Genomic DNA, 16,477 nt, shown 5'->3' with positions numbered 1-16,477 from the left:
CATGAGAGGGTTTGGGCGATGCCTGGCGTGTTCGTCAACTACCGCACCGGAGACGGTGAATGGGCTGCTGCCCTGGTGAAGCGGGAGTTGAGCGCGCGCTTCGGCGCTGACCAGGTCTTCTACGCCAGCCAGTCGATCCGCCTCGGCGAGGACTTCTCCCGCGAGATCCTCAGCGGCCTGCGCCGGTGCGAGGTGCTGCTGGCCCTGATCGGCCCCCGCTGGGTCGGCGCCGTGGACCGCGAGGGCGTCCGCCGCCTCGACAAGCCCGACGACTGGGTGCGCCGCGAGATCCTCGAGGCCTTCGACTGCGGCCTGCGCGTCATCCCGGTCCTGATGGACGGCATCGACCCGCTGCGCGAGGCCGACCTGCCCGACGCGTTGAAGCGCGTGGCCCGCTGCCAGTACCTGCGCATCCACCACCGCAGCGACGACCTCGACCTGCCCCGCCTGGTCGACGAACTGGTCGAACTGGTCCCGGAACTCGTCACGGCCCGCCCCGCCGCACCCTCCTCGGTCCGCTCGGACCGGCCGGCCGAGGGCGAGCTGCGCAGCACCATCACCGAGTTCCGGCAGGCACTGGCCGAGCCGGTGGGCCAGACCGTGCACGAACGCGTGCAGGCGGCGGCCTCCGCCGTGCTCGAACTGCTGACCGAGTCGCGGTACCCCACCTCAGGCCACCTGGACGAGAGCGAGATTCCCGCCGCGCTGGAGAAGCGGCTCACCGCCTACGAGCACGACATGGCGCCACTGCTGCGCCTCGTCGCGATCGGGGTCCGGTCCGGCGACCGGCGGCACGACGAGCTGTGGACCGCCCTGGTCGAACGCTTCCTGCGGCCCGAGTCACGGCACCGCGGCGCGCAGGACGTGTGGATCAACGCCACGGCGTACCCCGCGCTGCTGCTGACCTACGTGATCGGCGTGGCAGCGGTCGCAGCGGGCCGGGAGGACCTGGTGCACCGCCTGCTGTGCCGGGCGTCGGCCACCGGAACCGACGGACGCACGACGCCGGTGCTGCGAGCCCTGGTGCTGCGCAACGTGGTCGACCCGCGGCACGCCGCGGCGCTTCCCGCATGGGGCGGTGCGCCTCCTCATCAGGCCTTGAGCGTGCAACTGCGGCAGGTGCTGAGCCGCGTGTTCTTCAACGTCGTGGACGGTGCGGCGTTCGACTGGGCCTTCGCGGACTACGAGTTCCTGCGCAGCCTGCTCGAACTGCACGACGCGCCGTTCTCGTCGCTCGGCGAGTTCGCCGTGCGCCTCGAACACGACGACTCCGTCATCTACCAGCGCAACGCGTCGCGGTTGGACGCGGACTCGGCGCTGCTGCGTGCCGGGGCGTTCGGCGGCGATCCGGCCCAGGTCGCGGCGGCCTGGCGTGAGCTGCGCCAGGCCACCCGCGCCCGGTATTCGTAGGCGTCGCCGCCGTCAGTCGACGGCCGAGTCCAGCAGGACCATGCTGAAGCCGTCGCCAGCAGTGACGGCCAACGCCCAAGACCCGAACTGAGGCGGTACCGACGCCTCTCCGCCGCTGTCGTGGCCCCACATACTTCGAATCGGCCGCGACGACACCATCCTTCGCTCGCGTCTGCGAGCTGTTTGTCCGGCACAGCCCCGCTTCCGCCATCACATCACCACCAGGCTGAAATCCCCACCGGCGGCGATCGCCAGCACGTGGTTCCGGTACTCGGGCGGCACGTGTGAGGCGCCGGGTCTGCTCAGGCCCCATCCGACCACCGAGCCGTCCGTTTTCAAAGCCAGCGCGTGTGCCCTCGTGCTGAGCGTGGCGACACCGCTCAGGACCTCCTCCGGTGGCGGGACGACCTCGGTGCGGTTGCGGACGACGGAACTCCAGCCGATCACCGAGCCATCCGACTTCACCGCCAGGCTGTACGAGCTCCCGACGGAGATCATGACCACGCCGCTCATGGCCTCTGGTGGCACTCGCGGCACACCGGGCTCGACGTAGCCCCAGTGTACGACGGACCCGTCCGACTTCAGGGCCAAGCTGTGACTTGCTCCGGCGGAGATCGCGATGACGCCGCTCATGGCAGCGGGCGGCACCGTGGTTTGACCGTCGTCGCCGTCACCCCAGGCGATCACCGAGCCGTCCTTCTTCAATGCGACGTTGTGGAAGTAGCCGGCGGCGATCGCGACCACGTCGTGCTCGGCCGAGGACGGTACGAGCAGCTGACCAGTCGAGTTGTCGCCCCAGGCGATCACCGAGCCGTCCTTCTTCAGCGCCAGGCTGTGACTCCTGCCGGCGCTGATCGCGATCACGCCCTCCTCGGCTCGCGGAGGCAGCGTGGTCTGTCCCAGGTCGCCGTTACCCCAGGCGATCACGGAGCCGTTCGCCTTCAGCGCCAAGGCGTGGTCGGCACCACCGGAGATCGCCACCACGCCGCTTCCCGCTGAAGGCGGAGGTGTCGTCAGACCTTCGAACTCCCTGCCCCAGCCCTTGACCGCTCCCTGGGCGACGGTGAACTGCCGGGTGGAACTCGCGGCCAGCGTGCCCCTGGTGATGGTGAGCGTGACGACGTAGGTGCCCTGAGCGCTGAAGGAGTGGTCGAACTCGGGTGTGCGTGAGATGGCCTCGGGCGCGGCGCTGCCCGGTCTGCTGACGGTCCAGGCCCAGCTGTCCGGTGGAGCGGTGCTGTCGGCGCTGAAGTGCACAGTCTCACCGACAACGGGTTTGGGCCGGTGGACGTTGAGCGCGGTGATGCGGGGCGGTGCCTCCGGCGGGTCCACCGTCACCACGGTCTCCGCCAGCACCCGCGCTCCCGTGGGGAAAGTAGCGGTCGCCCTGATGGTGAAGACGCCCGGCTGCTGCCAGCTGTGCCGGATCGTCGGGCCGGACCTGGCGGAACCGTCGCCGAGGGTCCACTGCGTGTCCCAATCGCTCGTCGGTGACTGGACGACGATGGTCAGCTCGAACTCTTCGCCGACCACACCGTGGTGGTCCGGGCTGACCGCGATGGACGCCCCGGAAGCGGGCGGTGGGGGAGCGGGGATGTTGGTGACGGGTTGAACGGTGTTCCTGGGAATCCCCAGCGCCGGCTTCTGCCCGGGGTGGCCGGTCTGTGGCGTCTGGTTCGTCAGCGCGCGGGGGTCGGGTGCGGGCGGGGTGTCGGCCAGGGTCGGCCCCTCCGCGTACTTGATGACCGTCCGGACGTCGCCGGAGAGGTCCAGCACTCCGGCGACGTTTCCGTTGGGGTCGTTGAAGAAGACGAAGCCGTCGTGGGCGAGGAGCTCGAACCTCGTCGGCTGCGGGAAGAGTTCGTGCTGCGCGACTACACGTGCGGTGGCGAGGTCGACGACGGTGGCCTGCCCGGTGGAGCGGTCGGGGATGATCGCGTGGTTGCCGATCTCGAGCGCGGCGCCGAGATCGGCGCCGGGTGCGCCGACGCGCACGGGGCTGACGCAGGTACCGGTGCCGAACGTGCAGGTGATCAACTCGCCGCGGGTGCTGTTCGTGATGAGCACGCGCGGCTGATCGGCGGAGCCGGTGACGGCCACATCGTCGTCCGCACGCAGGTCCGTTCGCAGGGACTTGACGACAGCGCCGGAGTCGGGGGAGAGCAGATCGACGGTGCCGCGCTCGGGATCCACCACCGCGGGCTGGTTCTCGGTGATCGCCAGGCGGCCGTTCCTGACAGCGGCCGGGCTCGTCCGCCAGTCACCCCCGGCCAGCCAGACCAGGTCACCCTTCTCGTCGGCCGCCCACAGCCTGCCGTTGCCGTCCATGGCGACGCTGTCCGGACGGAGCGCGTCGCCCAGTCGCCGGGGTTCACCCTGTGGCGTCAGGGTTTTCAGGTCGACGGATACGGTCGTTCCACTGTGGAGGTCGACCACGTGCAGCCCGTCCCGCGCGGGTTTCACGGTGAGCCTGTCGCTCGGCGGAATGACGGACGACGGCCGGGACACCTGCTCGGTAGCGCTGTCGACACGGCTCAGCTGCCCGGTCGTCTGGTTCAACGCGTAGGCGTTGCCGTCCTGTTGAACGACGCTGAATGCCGTGCCTGGTTCGGCGACCGTAACCCTGGCCTTCACCTCGGCGGTGGCACCGTCCACCAGCGTGACCTGTCCAGTGTGGACGGACGACAGCCAGATCGCGCCGGAGTGCATGCGCACGCGCGCGGCGTCATATCCCGGTCCGGCGACGAGAACGGCGGCAACGGCCGCGGCGACAGCGGTCATCGCGATCACGGCCTGTCGTGTCAGTCGTTTCACGAGTCGACCGCTTCCAGCAGGACCAGGCTGTATCCTCTGCCCGCGGCCACGCTCAGAACCCCGCTGCTGTACTGCGACGGCACCGTCACCGGCCCGAACTGGTCCCATCCCCAGGCGATGACGGAGCCGTCCGCCTTCAACGCCAGAGCGTGCTGGTCGAAGGTGTCGATCGCGATCACACCGCTCTGGGCCTCCGGAGGCAACGAGAGCCGTCCGTCATCGTCGGAACCCCACCGGACGACCGAGCCGTCGGACTTCAACGCCAGGCAGCTCGAGTACTCCGCGGAGATGGCGATCACGCCGCTCATGGCCTCGGGCGGCACCTGAGCCGCGGTGTCCGGCCAAGAGGGATCACTACCCCAGGCGACGACAGAACCGTCCGCTCTCAGCGCCATGCTGTGCCTCGCCCCAGCGCTGATCGCGACCACATCGGACTTGGCGGCGATCGGCACTGTCATCCTCGCCGACTCACGACCCCACGTGACCACGGAGCCGTCCTTCTTCAGCGCCAGGCTGTGCCACTGACCGGCGGCGATCGCAATCACTTCGTGCTGGGCGGCGGGCGGTACGCCGGGGTGACCGCTCTCGCCTCTGCCACCCCATCCGACGACCGTACCGTCCGCTTTCAGCGCCAGGCTGTGCTTCTGCCCGGCAGAGATGGCGATCACGCCGCTCGACACCTCCGGAGGCAACTCCTGCTGTCCGGAGAAGTTGTCACCCCAGGTGATCACGGAGCCGTCGGCCTTCAACGCCAGAGCGTGGTTGGTTCCCGCGTCGATCGCGATCACGCCGCTCGCCGCCGCTGGCGGAATGACCAGCGCCCCGAGCCTGTTCTGGCCCCAGCCCCCGACGGCGCCGCGTGCGACGGTGAACTGCTGGGACGACGTGGCCGTCGTGGTTCCTCTCGCGATGGTGAGTGAGACCGTGTACCTGCCCGGTGTGGAGAACCGGTGGTCGAACTCGGCTGTCTGAGCGCTGACCTCCGGCGCCGGCTGACCGGGTCTGGTGACGGTCCACGTCCACCTGTCCGGGTTCCCGGAGACGACGGCGCTGAAGTGCACCGACTCTCCGATCACCGGCTTGGGACGCCGGACGGCGAGCGCGGCGACGTGGGGCGGCGCTCCGGGCGGGTCCACGGTGACCGTTGTCTGCGCCGAGACCTGTTCGCCCGCGCCGGCGGCGGTGGCCCGGACGGTGAACGTGCCAGGCCGCGTCCAGGTGTGCCGGACCGTGGTGCCCTCCGCCTCGGCTCCGTCACCGAACGACCAGCGAACGGTGGCGGCGGTGGCCGGCTGGAGCACCGCGGTCAGCTCGAACTCGTCCCCCACCTCACCGCGGTCATCGGGTTTGACCGCGATGGGCGCTGTGAGGCTCGGCACCCCGGGGTTGGGTACGACGGGACGAACGGCCTGCCCTGGAAGGCTCAGGCCCTGCTTGTGCTCGTGCCGGCCGACCTTCGTCGCCAGGTCCGCCTGTCCGTCAGCATCGGGCCGGTCAGGGCGGTTGTCGTCGGCGGAGGGCTCTGGGAGGTGCTTGGTGATCGTCCGGACCTCGCCGGTGAGGTCCAGGACTCCTGCCCTGGCGCTGTCGGGGTCGTTGAAGAAGACGATGCCGTCGCGCACGATCAGTTCGAACCGGGCCGGCTGGTCGAAGAGCTGGCGCTGGGCGATGATCCGGCCGGTGGCGAGGTTGACGATCGTGGCCTGACCGGTCGAGTGGTCGGGAACGACGGCGTGGTCGTCGATCTCGGCAGGGTGCCCGAGTTCGGCACCAGGAGCGCTGATCCGTACCGGATCGGCGCAGGAGCGGGTGTCGAACGCGCACACGACGAGTTCGCCGCGAGTGCCGTTCGCGATCAAGAGCCTCGGGCGGTCGGGGGAACCGCTGACGGCCACCACGTCGCCCGCGGCCAAGTCCGGCCGCACGGTGCCGGAGACGACACCGGTGCCCACGTGGAGGAGTTCGGCCGTGCCTCGCGCGGGATCGACCAGGGCGGGCCGGCCCTCGGTGATCGCCAGCCGGCCGTTGCGGGCGGCGGCGGGTCGCGAACGGCGTTGGCCGTCGGCGAGCCAGACCAGGTCACCGGTCTCGGCGTCGATCGCCCACAGCTTGTCGTTGCCGTCCAGGACCACGCTGTCCGGTTCGAGCTGACCGGCCAGCCGTGTCTGTTCGCCGGAAGTCCTCATCGTGTCCGGGTCGAACGGCATGACCGTTCCACTGTGGACATCTACCCCGTAGACGACGTCTCGCCCAGGTTTCACGACCAGTCCCGCGCCCGTGGGCAGGTCGGCTCCTGACCGGGTGACTTGTTCGCTGGCGCTGTCGACCCGGCTGAGCTGTCCGGTCTTCCGGTTCGCGACGAAGACGGCGCCTCCCTGCTGGGAGACGCTCATCGCGGTACCCGGTTCGGCGACCGGCGTGCGCGCCCGCACCTCGCCGGTAGTGCCGTCCACGAACGACACCTCTCCGGTCTGGTTGGACGCGAGCCAGACCGCCCCGGAACGCATGTGCACCCGCGCGGCGTCGTATCCCGGCCCCGCTACGAGAACGGCGGCGACGGTCGCGGCGACAGCGGTCACCACGGCGGCGACCCGTGCCGGCGTTCTCGTGGATGTCATCCGGCCGCTCACACCACGACCAGGCAGACCAGCCAGCCGGTCGCGATGCCCAGCACGCCGCTGTTGTACTCCGGCGGCACCGTGACCGAGCCCAGACCGGTTTCTCCCCATACGACGACGGTGCCGTCCGACTTCAACGCCATGCTGAGCTGGACGAAGGTGTCGACCGCGATCACGCTGCTCCTGGCCTCAGGGGGCAGCGCGAGCAGACCTCCGTCGTCGTTGCCCCAGAAGACGACCGAGCCGTCGGACCTCAACGCCAGCGAACTCTCGTACTCGGCGGAGATGGCGATCACGCCCGCGCCTGCCTCAGGCGGTATCCGCAGGTTGGGGTTTCCCCAGGACACCTCGTCGGCCCAGACGACGACAGAACCGTCCGCTTTCAGCGCCATGCTGTGCCCCCCTCCGCCACTGATCGCGATCACCCCGGACTGGGCGGCTGGCGGCACCGTCGTCGCCCCAGAGGTAGGGCCCCAGGCGATCACCGAGCCGTCCTTCTTCAACGCCAGACTGTGGAGGTAACCAGCGGCGATCGCGATCACATCGCCTGCGGCGGCAGGCGGCACGGTCGCCTGACCGAAGTCGTTGCTTCCCCAGGCGACGACGGAGCCGTCGGCTTTCAGCGCGAGGCTGAAGTCCCCTCCCGCCGAGATGCCGATCACGCCGCTGGTCGCCGCCGGAGGGACGTTCAGCTGCCCGAACTCGTTGTCACCCCAGGCGATCACGGAACCGTCGGCCTTCAACGCAAGGCCGTGGTTGCTCCCCGCGTCGATCGCTATCACGCCGCTCGCCGCTGCCGGGGGTGGGTGCTGCACTCCGCCCCAGCTGGCGCCCCAGCCCTTGACTGCGCCGAGGGCGACGGTCAGTTCCCGGGAGGAGGTGGCCGTCCTGATCCCCTTCGTGATGGTGAGCGAGACGGTGTACCGGCCGGGCGTGGTGAACCGGTGACCGAACTCGGCCGTCTTCCCGGTGGCCTCGGGTGTGTGCTGACCCGGTTTGGTGATGGTCCACGCCCACGAGTCAGGTTGGCCGGAGGTGTCCGCGCCGATGTGCACGAGCTCGCCGATGACCGGCTTGGGTCGCTGGACGCTGAGCCGGGTGATGCGGGGAGGTGCTCCTGCCGGGTCGACGGTCACCGTGGTCCGCGCCGAAAGCTGTTTCCCCACGCTGGTGGTGGCGGTGGCCTGGACGGTGAAGGCGCCCGGCCGGGTCCAGGTGTGCCCGACCGTGGTGCCCTCCGCCTCCGCACCGTCGCCGAACGACCAGCGAACGGTGGCGGCGGTGGCCGGCTGGAACACGGCGGTCAGCTCGAACCCGGTCCCCGCCTCACCGCGGCTGCCCGGTTTGACCACAATGGACATTGCGGAGACCGGCGGCGTGGGGAACGGCTGCGTGGGACGTGAGTTCTGCCCAGGCAGGCTCAGCCCCGGCTTTTGCTCCTGCTGGACGGCTTTCGTCGGCTGGTCCGCCTGCCCCTGAGGATCGGGCTTGCCCGGCGGGGTGCCGTCCGCGGTGTACTTGGTGATCGTCCGGACCTCGCCGGTGAGGCTGAGCGTCCCGGCCCTGTTGCTTTCGGGGTCGTTGAAGAAGACGAAGCCGTCGCGCACGAGCAGTTCGAACCGCGCCGGTCCGTCGAAGAGCTGCCGCTGGGAGATCACCCGTGTGCCGCTGAGGTCGACGATCGTCGCCTGACCGGCTGAGCGGTCGGGGACGACGGCGTGGTCGTCGATCTCGATCGGCGTGCCGAGGTCCGCCCCTGGAGCGCTGATCTGGACGGGCTCGGCACAGGAGCGGGTGTCGAACGCGCAGACGACCAGCTGGCCGCGGGTGCTGTTGGCGATGAGCACTCTGGGCCGGTCGGCGGAACCGCCGACGGTCACCACGTCGCCGCTGCCCAGGTTCGGCCGCACGGTCCCTGCGACGACGCCGGTTCCCGGGTGGAGGAGTTCGGCCGTACCCCGCGCGGGATCGACGAGGGCCGGCCGTCCTCCGGTGACTGTCAGGCGGCCGTTGCGGGCTCCTGCGGGGCGGGACCGCCGCTGGCCTTCCTCCAGCCACACCAGGTCACCGGTCTCGGCGGCGACGGCCCACAACCGGCCGTCGCCGTCCACGACCGCGCTGTCCGGTTCGAGCCGCTCGGCCAGCCGGGTCCGGTCGCCGGAGGAGCGCATCGTGTCCCTGTTCACGGCAGCAATCTGTCCACTTTGGACGTCCACGCCGTAGACCGCGTCCGGTGAGGACCGCACGACCAGCCCTGTGCTCGCGGGAAGGTCGGCTCCCGACGGGACGACCTTCTCGGTGGCGCTGTCGACGCGGCTGAGCTGTCCGGTCATCCGGTTCGCGACGAAGGCGGCACCGTCCTGCTGGGAGATGTTGAGTACCGCGCCAGGCCGGGCGACCGGCACGTGCGTCCGCACCTCGCCGGTGGCGCCGTCGACCAGCGACGCCGCCCCGGTCTGGTTGGACGCGAGCCAAGCCGCGCCGGAGAACATTCGCACCCGCGCTGCGTCGTAGCCCTGCCCAGCGACGAGCGCGGCCGCGGTGACCGACGCGACGGCCGCGACCGCGACGAGGATCCGGGTCCGCCGGACGTCCGTGATCACCGGTACCGCCCCACTTCCAGGCTTTCCCCTGCCTGCCGCCGTTGCCGTGCCGTGACCCAGACCGTCCACAGTGGACGTGGGTCCATCGCCGCGCGCAGCCGAGCCGCGGACACCCGCCGAGGGTGGAGCCGGTCTCGCAGCGCCGCCACCAGGCGCCAGGCCTCGGCGGCGTCGGACTCGTCGAGACATTCAGGCGCGTAGACCGCTGTCGTCGCCAGGTCCGCGGATGCCTCGATCAGTGCCGCGGCGTCGCCGAGCGCGCCGCGGACGTGCTGGGCGACCTCGTGGAACGTGAGTGACACCGGTGGGGTGACGCCGCGTTCGGTCAGCCGGTCGACCTGCTCTTGCCAGGCGCCGAGGACCCGTGCGGCGAGAAAGGGGTCCTGCCGCCTGCGCCTGCGGCGGTGTGCCTTTGCGATCACGACGAACCCGCACAGCACCAGGACCAGCAGCACCGCGGCGGCCGCGATGAGCACGGTGCCGTCGCGGACGCTGTCCCAGCCGAACCCCTGGCCGTCGGTGGTCTCGGAGAGGCGGGACGCGGCCGGTGGTACCTCGGTCGGCGCTGTGGCCGGTGGGGCGGGTTGCGGCGGGACCACGCGGGGTGCCTCCGCCGGTTGGGTCGGGGTTCCGGCGTATTCGGATCCGCTGGGCTCGAACGTCACCCAGCCGTAGCCGACGAAGTGCACCTCTGACCACGCGTGGGCGTCGGCGGTGCTGACCTGGAAGGCTCCACCTCGGAAGTCGCGCAGGCGGTAGCCGACGGCCACCCTGGCCGGGAACCCCATCGCCCTGGCGACCAAGGTGAACGCCGCGGCGTGTTGTTCCGCGTAGCCGCGGCCGTCGTCCCCGTCGGTGAGCAGGCGGGCGATGGCGGCGTAGGAGTGCCCTGGCGGCCCGTCCAGTCTCAGGGACAAGGTCCGGAAGAAGTTCTCCAGGTCCACCAGCCTGTTGTAACCGGTGAAGGTGGAAGGACTCGTGACGATGTCGCGCACGGCTTGTGGCATGCCGTCGGGAAGGGGTTTCGAGGGACCTGGCGTCGTGGCGGCCAGTGCCAGGCCTTCGTCCCTGACCGACACCTCACCCGTCACGTCGTAGCTGAGCCCCTGCAGTTTCGGCGCGGTGCTGACCAGCACGCCAGAGTTCGGGTCGAACCCGAGCATGCCCCGGTTGCCGCCGGTCGCCTCCAGCCGGGACGGCCAGCCGATGACGGGCAGGTGCGGGCCGGCGAGGTCCTTCAGTTCGATGTGCGCCTTCACCTGCTTGCCCAGGGTCAGCGCGGGGTCACCGGTGAGATGGCTGCCCGCGATGCGGTAGGTGTCCTCGGAGGTCCAGGTGGTGCCGTCGAACACGTCCAGCGCGGCGGTGCGAATCCGGTCGACCTGGGTGAAGGCGTCGAGGTCGAGCCGCACCGTGAACAGTTCGCGGGCAGGCTCGTCACCCAGCTGACTCTTCAGCAGGGCGAGCGGGGTCAGGGTGTCGGTGTTCGTGACCGGTGGTGCGAGAACGTCGCGGACGTCGAAGCGGTGCTCGCCGGACACGACGGGTTGCACGTGACCGCCCACGACGCCGATCAGGGCGCTGGCAGCGACCATGAGGCCGACCGCGGCGAGGGCGCCGGCGCTGCGGGACGACTGCCACTCGACCTGGACCGTGCCGGTGCCGATGGCGCGGTAGGCCCGGAGCGCGATCAGGGCCAGGGCCGCTGCCAGGAAGACGACGGTGGCGATCGCGTGCCCGCCGGCCTGGTTGCCGACCACGAACAGGGCGAACAGGAAGCCGGCCAGAGGCGGAACCACCGGTGTCGGCACGTTGCGCGTGCGCAGGACGAGCACGACCGACGTGAACGCCGCCGCCCACATCACCAGGGTGGGCACCACCAGCAGCTCTCCCCACGGGTCGGCGGGCACCACCACCGCGAGCAGGCGGTTCCAGCTGCCGCGCATGCCGTCGAGAACCTCGGAGCTCGCGCCGCGAAAGACGCCGAAGACCATGACCAGCGCCAGTCCTGCGACGGCCAGCACCGGGGTCGCCCACGCGCGTCGGTGACCTGGTACCGCTGACACACCACCGACGAGGCACGCGAGCCCCAACGTCGGCAGGTAGCCCGGAGTGGCGAAGAAGTCGTGGTACACCAACGCTCCGGCCGCCGACGCCACCAGCGCCAGCGTGACTTCGACCAGCGCGGGACTCGGTGCCAGGGCCCTCCACCGCCGGCTCATCGCAGCACCAGCCGGTTCCAGGCGACGGCGAACTGCTCGCTGGTCGGCGCCGACACCGCGAGCACCCCGCGCGGCCTCGCCACCGGGTCCGCGGTGGTCAGCTGGGCGAGGCTGATCGAGAGGAATCTGGGGCGCAGCAACATAAGCAGTTGCGCGGTCGCGGCGTCGATCCGGCCGGTGACCACGGTCAGCGCGACGCCCTGGGTGTCGGAGACCACGTTCCGCAGCTGGTCGGGGAGACCGGCGAGACCGCTGTCGGCCGCGCCTTTGTCCACCGTGGACAGCAGTTCCAGTGCGGCCCTGGTCGATTCCCGTTCCACCGCGTCGGTTGTGCGCAGGCGGAACGGCAGGTCGGTGGTTTCCGCTGCCACGCAGAACGACGCGGCGACGCGCAGGGCGTCCTCGAAGGACGACGCGGAGTACGGCGCGGTGCTCGTGTCGAGGACGACCAACTGGCGCGGCTCGTCGGGCACCACCACCTGGCGGGCCATCACCGTGCCGGTACGGGCCGTCGCGCCCCAGTGGATGCGGCGCCAGTCGTCGCCCGGCACGTACTCGCGCAGGCTGTGGAACGCGGCTCCGCCCAGAGGGGCGGTGCCGTTGGTCGGGCCCTCGGCGTCCTGCGGGCCGCCCGTCGTGATCATGGCCAACGGGTGCACACGGGGGTAGACGTGCACGATCAGCTCGCTGCCGCGGGCCCGGCCGCGGTGCAGGAGGCGCAGCGGGTCGGAGTGGCCGAGTTCCACCGGGGGGATCAGGTAGCGGCCGCGTTTGGTGACGGGCAGGGCATAACCCACCGTGCAGCTGTCGCCGGTGGCCAGGGCAGGTACCGGGACGGTGGTGCGGAGGCCGCCGACCGTTTCGGTGATCATCAAGGGCGGGCTGCCGCGGTGGCCGACGTTCGTGACGGTCAGGGTGCCTTGGGCGGCGCTGCCCTCGAAGACGCGGTGCGGACGGACCTCGCGGACGACGGTGAGGCGGGGTGCGGCCACCAGCCAGGCGGCCGCCAGCAGCAGGGTTGCCGCAGCGGCCAGACCCAGGGTCACCAGTTCCGGGTAGTCGGCCCACACACCGAGGGCCACCAGGGCCGCAGCGGTGCAGGCCATCGCGGCGCCGGTCGCTGTCAGCCCGGCTCTGGCCAGCCCGGCTCTGGCCAGCACGGTTCTGGTCGGTTGGGTCGTGGTCGGCTCGGATCCGGTCGGCCCGGCTGTGGTTGGCCTGGTTGTGGTTGGCCCGTCAGCGGTCGGCTCGGATCCGGTCGGCACGGCGCTCACCCGCCGGCCGGCACCGGCGCGGCGGCCAGGATGTCCGTCAGCACCGACTCCGTGGTGCGTCGCTGGATTCGGGCCTCCGGCGTGAGCAGCATGCGGTGGTTCAGCACCGGCACCGCGACGGCCTTGACGTCGTCAGCCGTCACGTACGGGCGGCCGGCGGCGAGGGCGTAGGCCTGGGAGGCGGTGACCAGGGCGATGCCGCCACGTGGGCTGACGCCCAGTTCCACGTCGGGGTGCACCCTGGTCGCGCGGATCAGGCGGGCCACGTATTCGCGGAGGTTGTCGGCCACGCGTTGTTCGCGGACGGCGCGGATCATCAGGCGCAGGTCGTCGAGCTCCATCACGGACTTGAGCTCGTCGGGGCGGCGGCGGGTGACGCCGTAGGACAGGATGCTGACCTCGTCGGCCAGGTTTTCCGGGTAGCCGATGCTGATGCGCATCATGAAGCGGTCCAGCTGCGCTTCGGGCAGGGCGTAGGTGCCCTGGTGTTCCACCGGGTTCTGGGTGGCGATGCACAGGAACGGGTACGGGACGGGCACCGGGCGGCCGTCCACGGTCACCTGGCCCTCCGCCATCACCTCGAGGAGTGCGGACTGGGTTTTGGGGGAGGCGCGGTTGATCTCGTCGCCCAGCAGGATGTGGGTGAAGACCGGGCCCTGCCGGAACTCGAACCGCGAGCGGCCCTGGTCGTACACCTGCACGCCGGTCACGTCGGAGGGCAGCAGGTCGGGGGTGAACTGGATGCGCTTGACCTCGGCGCCCGCGATCGACCGGGCGATGGCCTTGGCCAGCGAGGTCTTCGCCACGCCCGGGACGTCCTCGATCAGCAGGTGTCCCTCGGCGAGCAGGCACACCAGTGCCAGCCGGACCACTTCCGGCTTGCCGCGGATGAAGTCCTCGACGTTCGCGGCCAGCGCCTCGAACCGACGCTGGAAAATGGCCGCATCGGACACTTCATCGCCCCCATCGTGCGTGCATGAAAGTTCTTTCCCGCCCCAACTCGGCTGTCAGTGAATAGGGCCGCGCAGGGCGGCGTTGAGCCGGGGGTAGACCTCGCGCACCGCAGCCTGGTCGCGTTCGCGGCCGAGCAGGCGGGCCAGACGCTTCAGGTCCTGCCGGACGGTGGCCGAGTCGACCAGGTCAGCGGCGTCGAGGACCTTCGCGGCCAGTGCGCTCGCGTGGTCGATGTCGCCCGCGGCGGCGTAGGCGAGGGCGCGGCGCGCACCGAAGCGCGCGTGGGTCCGGTGGGCGGTGCCGGGCACCAGGGCCAGCTGCTTGTCGAAGACGTCCGCCGCCTCGCGCGACCGGCCCAGGTCGTGCATGCACCAGGCCGCGACCAGGCTGTTCAGGTCGGCGCCGCTGACCGAGGCCGAGCCGATCGTCATGCCGCTGGACGCGTCGGCCTGGTCGAGCAACGCGGCGGCGCGGTCGAGGGCGCGCTGGCAGTTGTCGTAGTCGCAGGCCAGCGCGTGTCCCTGTGCCTCACGCAACGCGGCGAGCCCCTGCACCCGAGGGGACGTCCCCGGTGCGGCCTGCGCCTGCTGGGCCAGGTCGACGGTGCCCGCGGCGTCGTCGCGGTAGAGCGTGATCAACGCCTGCCTGATCAGCGAGTACGTGGCCAGCTCGGTGTCACCGGCCGCGGCACCCATCTCGACGGCGTTGCGGGTCCACCACATCGCGGCCCGGTCGTCGCCGGCCTCCTGCGCCATCCACCCCGCGTACTCGCTGTAGCGGGCGGCCAGGCCGAGCAGCTCCTCTCGGACCGGGGTGGGCGCGCCGTTCGCCATGCCGCGCAGCGTGTGGGTGTGCACCGTGACCATCGGCAGCACCACGCTGGGGCTTGTCGTTTGCCCTAGTTGCCTGACCTGGGCGAACAGCGACCGGAACGCCGCGAGCGTCCCGTCGTGCGCCGCCGATGCCGTGGCGCTGCGAGGAGCGCCCAGGGTCAGCCCGAGCAACGAGGCCGCGCCCGTCGCGATCGCCTCGCGCCGAGGCATCGGAACCATCCAGCTCGATCCATCCGGTGCCATGCTCATCACCCACACTTCGCCGTCGCCATCGGCCGCGACGGCTGCCGGCGCGCTCACGGGTGCGGGCTGGTCCACCAGGGAGGCCAGACGTCCACCGGCTCCGAGAACCGCGTCACAGCGCCGGGCCAGATCAACACCTGGTTGCTTCAGTCCAGTCTCGATCTTGCCCAGATAGCCCTTGCTGTAGTGGACCTGCTGCGCCAGCGTCGCCAGCGACAAGCCCGCCGCGGTCCTGAGTCGCCGCAGTTCCACACCAAAGACATCCGACTGTTCAGCCATGAGCCCCCACCCTCGACCGCCGCCCCAGGCACCGGTGATTCGACCGTTGCAGACTACTTAGTGCCTGATCGCAGGCCCAGCCCCTGGGAACGCCGGGCTAGTGCGGACGCCTGGCTGCATTCGAGTCTGATCGGGTCGGCGGCCGGTGCCCAGGCGTCTCCCGTCGCCTCCTGTGCTGGGAGACGGGAGACCCCTGCCCTGCGGGGGCGCGCCGGGCGATGCTGGTTCCAGACGGGGACTTGGTCGGTCGCCGTCAGGTTCTGGGGGGCGGTGGCGGCAGGCAGGGCTGGGGGCCTGGTCCTGCCGCCACCGAACAAAAGGGGTGAAGGGGGAGGAAGCATGAACAGGGACTGGACGGGCGCGCCCTCCTGAGTGAGGGCGGGAATGCGGCTGAGGCCGTGGCTGCTCAATGGGGGATCTGTCGATGAAGCTGCTCAAGAGGGCGGCGGCGATGGCGTGCGCCGTCGCCGCCGTGGTCGTCATGGCGCCGGGAGCCAACGCGGCCGTTTCGTACTGGTACCGGCCGTCGCACCCGATGAACTACACCGCGCTGCCACTGGGCCAGACCTACTGCACCGGTGGCTGGGGCGTCCGTTCCAACCTCAACAACGTCGGATACTTCCTCGCCGCGGGTAGTTGTTTCTCGGCCGGCCAGGACGTCTACGGCACGTCCGGCCGGTTCGGTGTGGTCGCGAAGAGCGACTACTCCGCGGGATTCGACTCCGCGCTGGTCGCTCCGCTGCCCGACGTCGACGGCCTGCAGGAGATCCCCGATCTGGGGCGCACCGTGGGCAAGATGAGCAACGAGTGGTCGACGACGAGGAACAACGCCATCGCGATGCAGTCGCCGCGTGGTGGCCGGGTGTACGGCGTCATCGCCGGCGGCTGGTGGTCAGCAGGGCCGGACGACTCCCGACTCGCCTGCGCCAACTTCCCGAACGCGCCGGGTTCCGCCGGAGCGCCGGTGTTCGTGCACAACGCCAACGGCGTCTATGCCGCGGGGGTCAGCGTCGGATCCGCCGGCACGTCCTTCACCTGCTTCGTGACCATCGACGACCTGCTCGCCCACTGGAAGGTGTGGCTGCCGGTGTTCAGCTCGGCCGCCAAGACCGGGGCACCGGATCTCCAGCTCCAGGCCGACCTCAGCGGTCCCGCCGAGAAGCTGCCGGTCCAGCCCCTGCCAGGGCCGATCGTGCGCTAGGAGCGATCCGGCGGGCTGACTGGGGG

The 16,477-nt window shown here is 70.8% G+C and carries 9 protein-coding genes; 2 read left to right on the top strand and 7 right to left on the bottom strand.

Annotated elements, in window-relative coordinates; all coding sequences use genetic code 11:
* The first annotated feature begins 18 nt into the window (after window positions 1-18).
* Window positions 19-1,410, top strand: a complete 1,392-nt coding sequence (locus ACWGE0_RS35105) for a toll/interleukin-1 receptor domain-containing protein (protein WP_452265189.1) — start codon at window positions 19-21, stop codon at window positions 1,408-1,410.
* Window positions 1,411-1,620: 210 nt separating this feature from the next.
* On the opposite strand, the gene ACWGE0_RS35100 is transcribed toward ACWGE0_RS35105, so the two are convergent.
* The 7 genes from ACWGE0_RS35100 to ACWGE0_RS35070 form a co-directional block, all read right to left on the bottom strand.
* Entirely contained in the window at window positions 1,621-4,224 is a 2,604-nt protein-coding gene (locus ACWGE0_RS35100) for a PKD domain-containing protein (RefSeq protein ID WP_452265188.1), read from the bottom strand.
* Window positions 4,221-6,842 (bottom strand): PKD domain-containing protein, encoded by a 2,622-nt coding sequence (locus ACWGE0_RS35095; RefSeq protein WP_452265187.1) that lies wholly within the window; start codon window positions 6,840-6,842, stop codon window positions 4,221-4,223. Before ACWGE0_RS35095 ends, ACWGE0_RS35100 begins: the two co-directional genes overlap by 4 nt.
* Before the next feature lie 8 nt (window positions 6,843-6,850).
* The gene (locus ACWGE0_RS35090) at window positions 6,851-9,445 is read right to left on the bottom strand and encodes a PKD domain-containing protein (RefSeq protein ID WP_452265186.1); all 2,595 of its coding nucleotides are present in this window, start codon (window positions 9,443-9,445) and stop codon (window positions 6,851-6,853) included.
* Window positions 9,442-11,667: a transglutaminase TgpA family protein gene (locus ACWGE0_RS35085; RefSeq protein ID WP_452265185.1), complete on the bottom strand. Its 2,226-nt coding sequence runs from the start codon at window positions 11,665-11,667 to the stop codon at window positions 9,442-9,444. Before ACWGE0_RS35085 ends, ACWGE0_RS35090 begins: the two co-directional genes overlap by 4 nt.
* Complete coding sequence (locus ACWGE0_RS35080; protein WP_452265184.1) at window positions 11,664-12,827, bottom strand: DUF58 domain-containing protein; 1,164 nt, start codon at window positions 12,825-12,827, stop codon at window positions 11,664-11,666. The genes ACWGE0_RS35085 and ACWGE0_RS35080 overlap by 4 nt, the downstream gene beginning before the upstream one ends.
* A gap of 110 nt (window positions 12,828-12,937) precedes the next feature.
* On the bottom strand, window positions 12,938-13,894 hold the full coding sequence (locus tag ACWGE0_RS35075; protein WP_452265183.1) for an AAA family ATPase: 957 nt from the start codon (window positions 13,892-13,894) through the stop codon (window positions 12,938-12,940).
* Window positions 13,895-13,948: 54 nt separating this feature from the next.
* Window positions 13,949-15,250: a helix-turn-helix domain-containing protein gene (locus ACWGE0_RS35070; RefSeq protein ID WP_452265182.1), complete on the bottom strand. Its 1,302-nt coding sequence runs from the start codon at window positions 15,248-15,250 to the stop codon at window positions 13,949-13,951.
* A gap of 424 nt (window positions 15,251-15,674) precedes the next feature.
* Here ACWGE0_RS35070 and ACWGE0_RS35065 point away from each other — a divergent pair, with 424 nt between their 5' ends.
* Complete coding sequence (locus tag ACWGE0_RS35065) at window positions 15,675-16,451, top strand: hypothetical protein (protein ID WP_452265181.1); 777 nt, start codon at window positions 15,675-15,677, stop codon at window positions 16,449-16,451.
* Window positions 16,452-16,477: the final 26 nt, after the last annotated feature.

The sequence above is a fragment of the Lentzea sp. NPDC054927 genome (genome assembly GCF_053610285.1).
Note: the sequence above shows the minus strand (reverse complement) of the source record. Positions and strands in the feature narration are given on the sequence as shown.

Bases quoted from the DNA above. Each gene is read 5' to 3' on its own strand.
- ACWGE0_RS35085 (WP_452265185.1), bottom strand. From the start codon at position 11,667: ATGAGCCGGCGGTGGAGGGCCCTGGCACCGAGTCCCGCGCTGGTCGAA.
- ACWGE0_RS35065 (WP_452265181.1), top strand. From the start codon at position 15,675: ATGAAGCTGCTCAAGAGGGCGGCGGCGATGGCGTGCGCCGTCGCCGCC.
- ACWGE0_RS35070 (WP_452265182.1), bottom strand. From the start codon at position 15,250: ATGGCTGAACAGTCGGATGTCTTTGGTGTGGAACTGCGGCGACTCAGG.
- ACWGE0_RS35105 (WP_452265189.1), top strand. From the start codon at position 19: ATGCCTGGCGTGTTCGTCAACTACCGCACCGGAGACGGTGAATGGGCT.
- ACWGE0_RS35095 (WP_452265187.1), bottom strand. From the start codon at position 6,842: ATGACATCCACGAGAACGCCGGCACGGGTCGCCGCCGTGGTGACCGCT.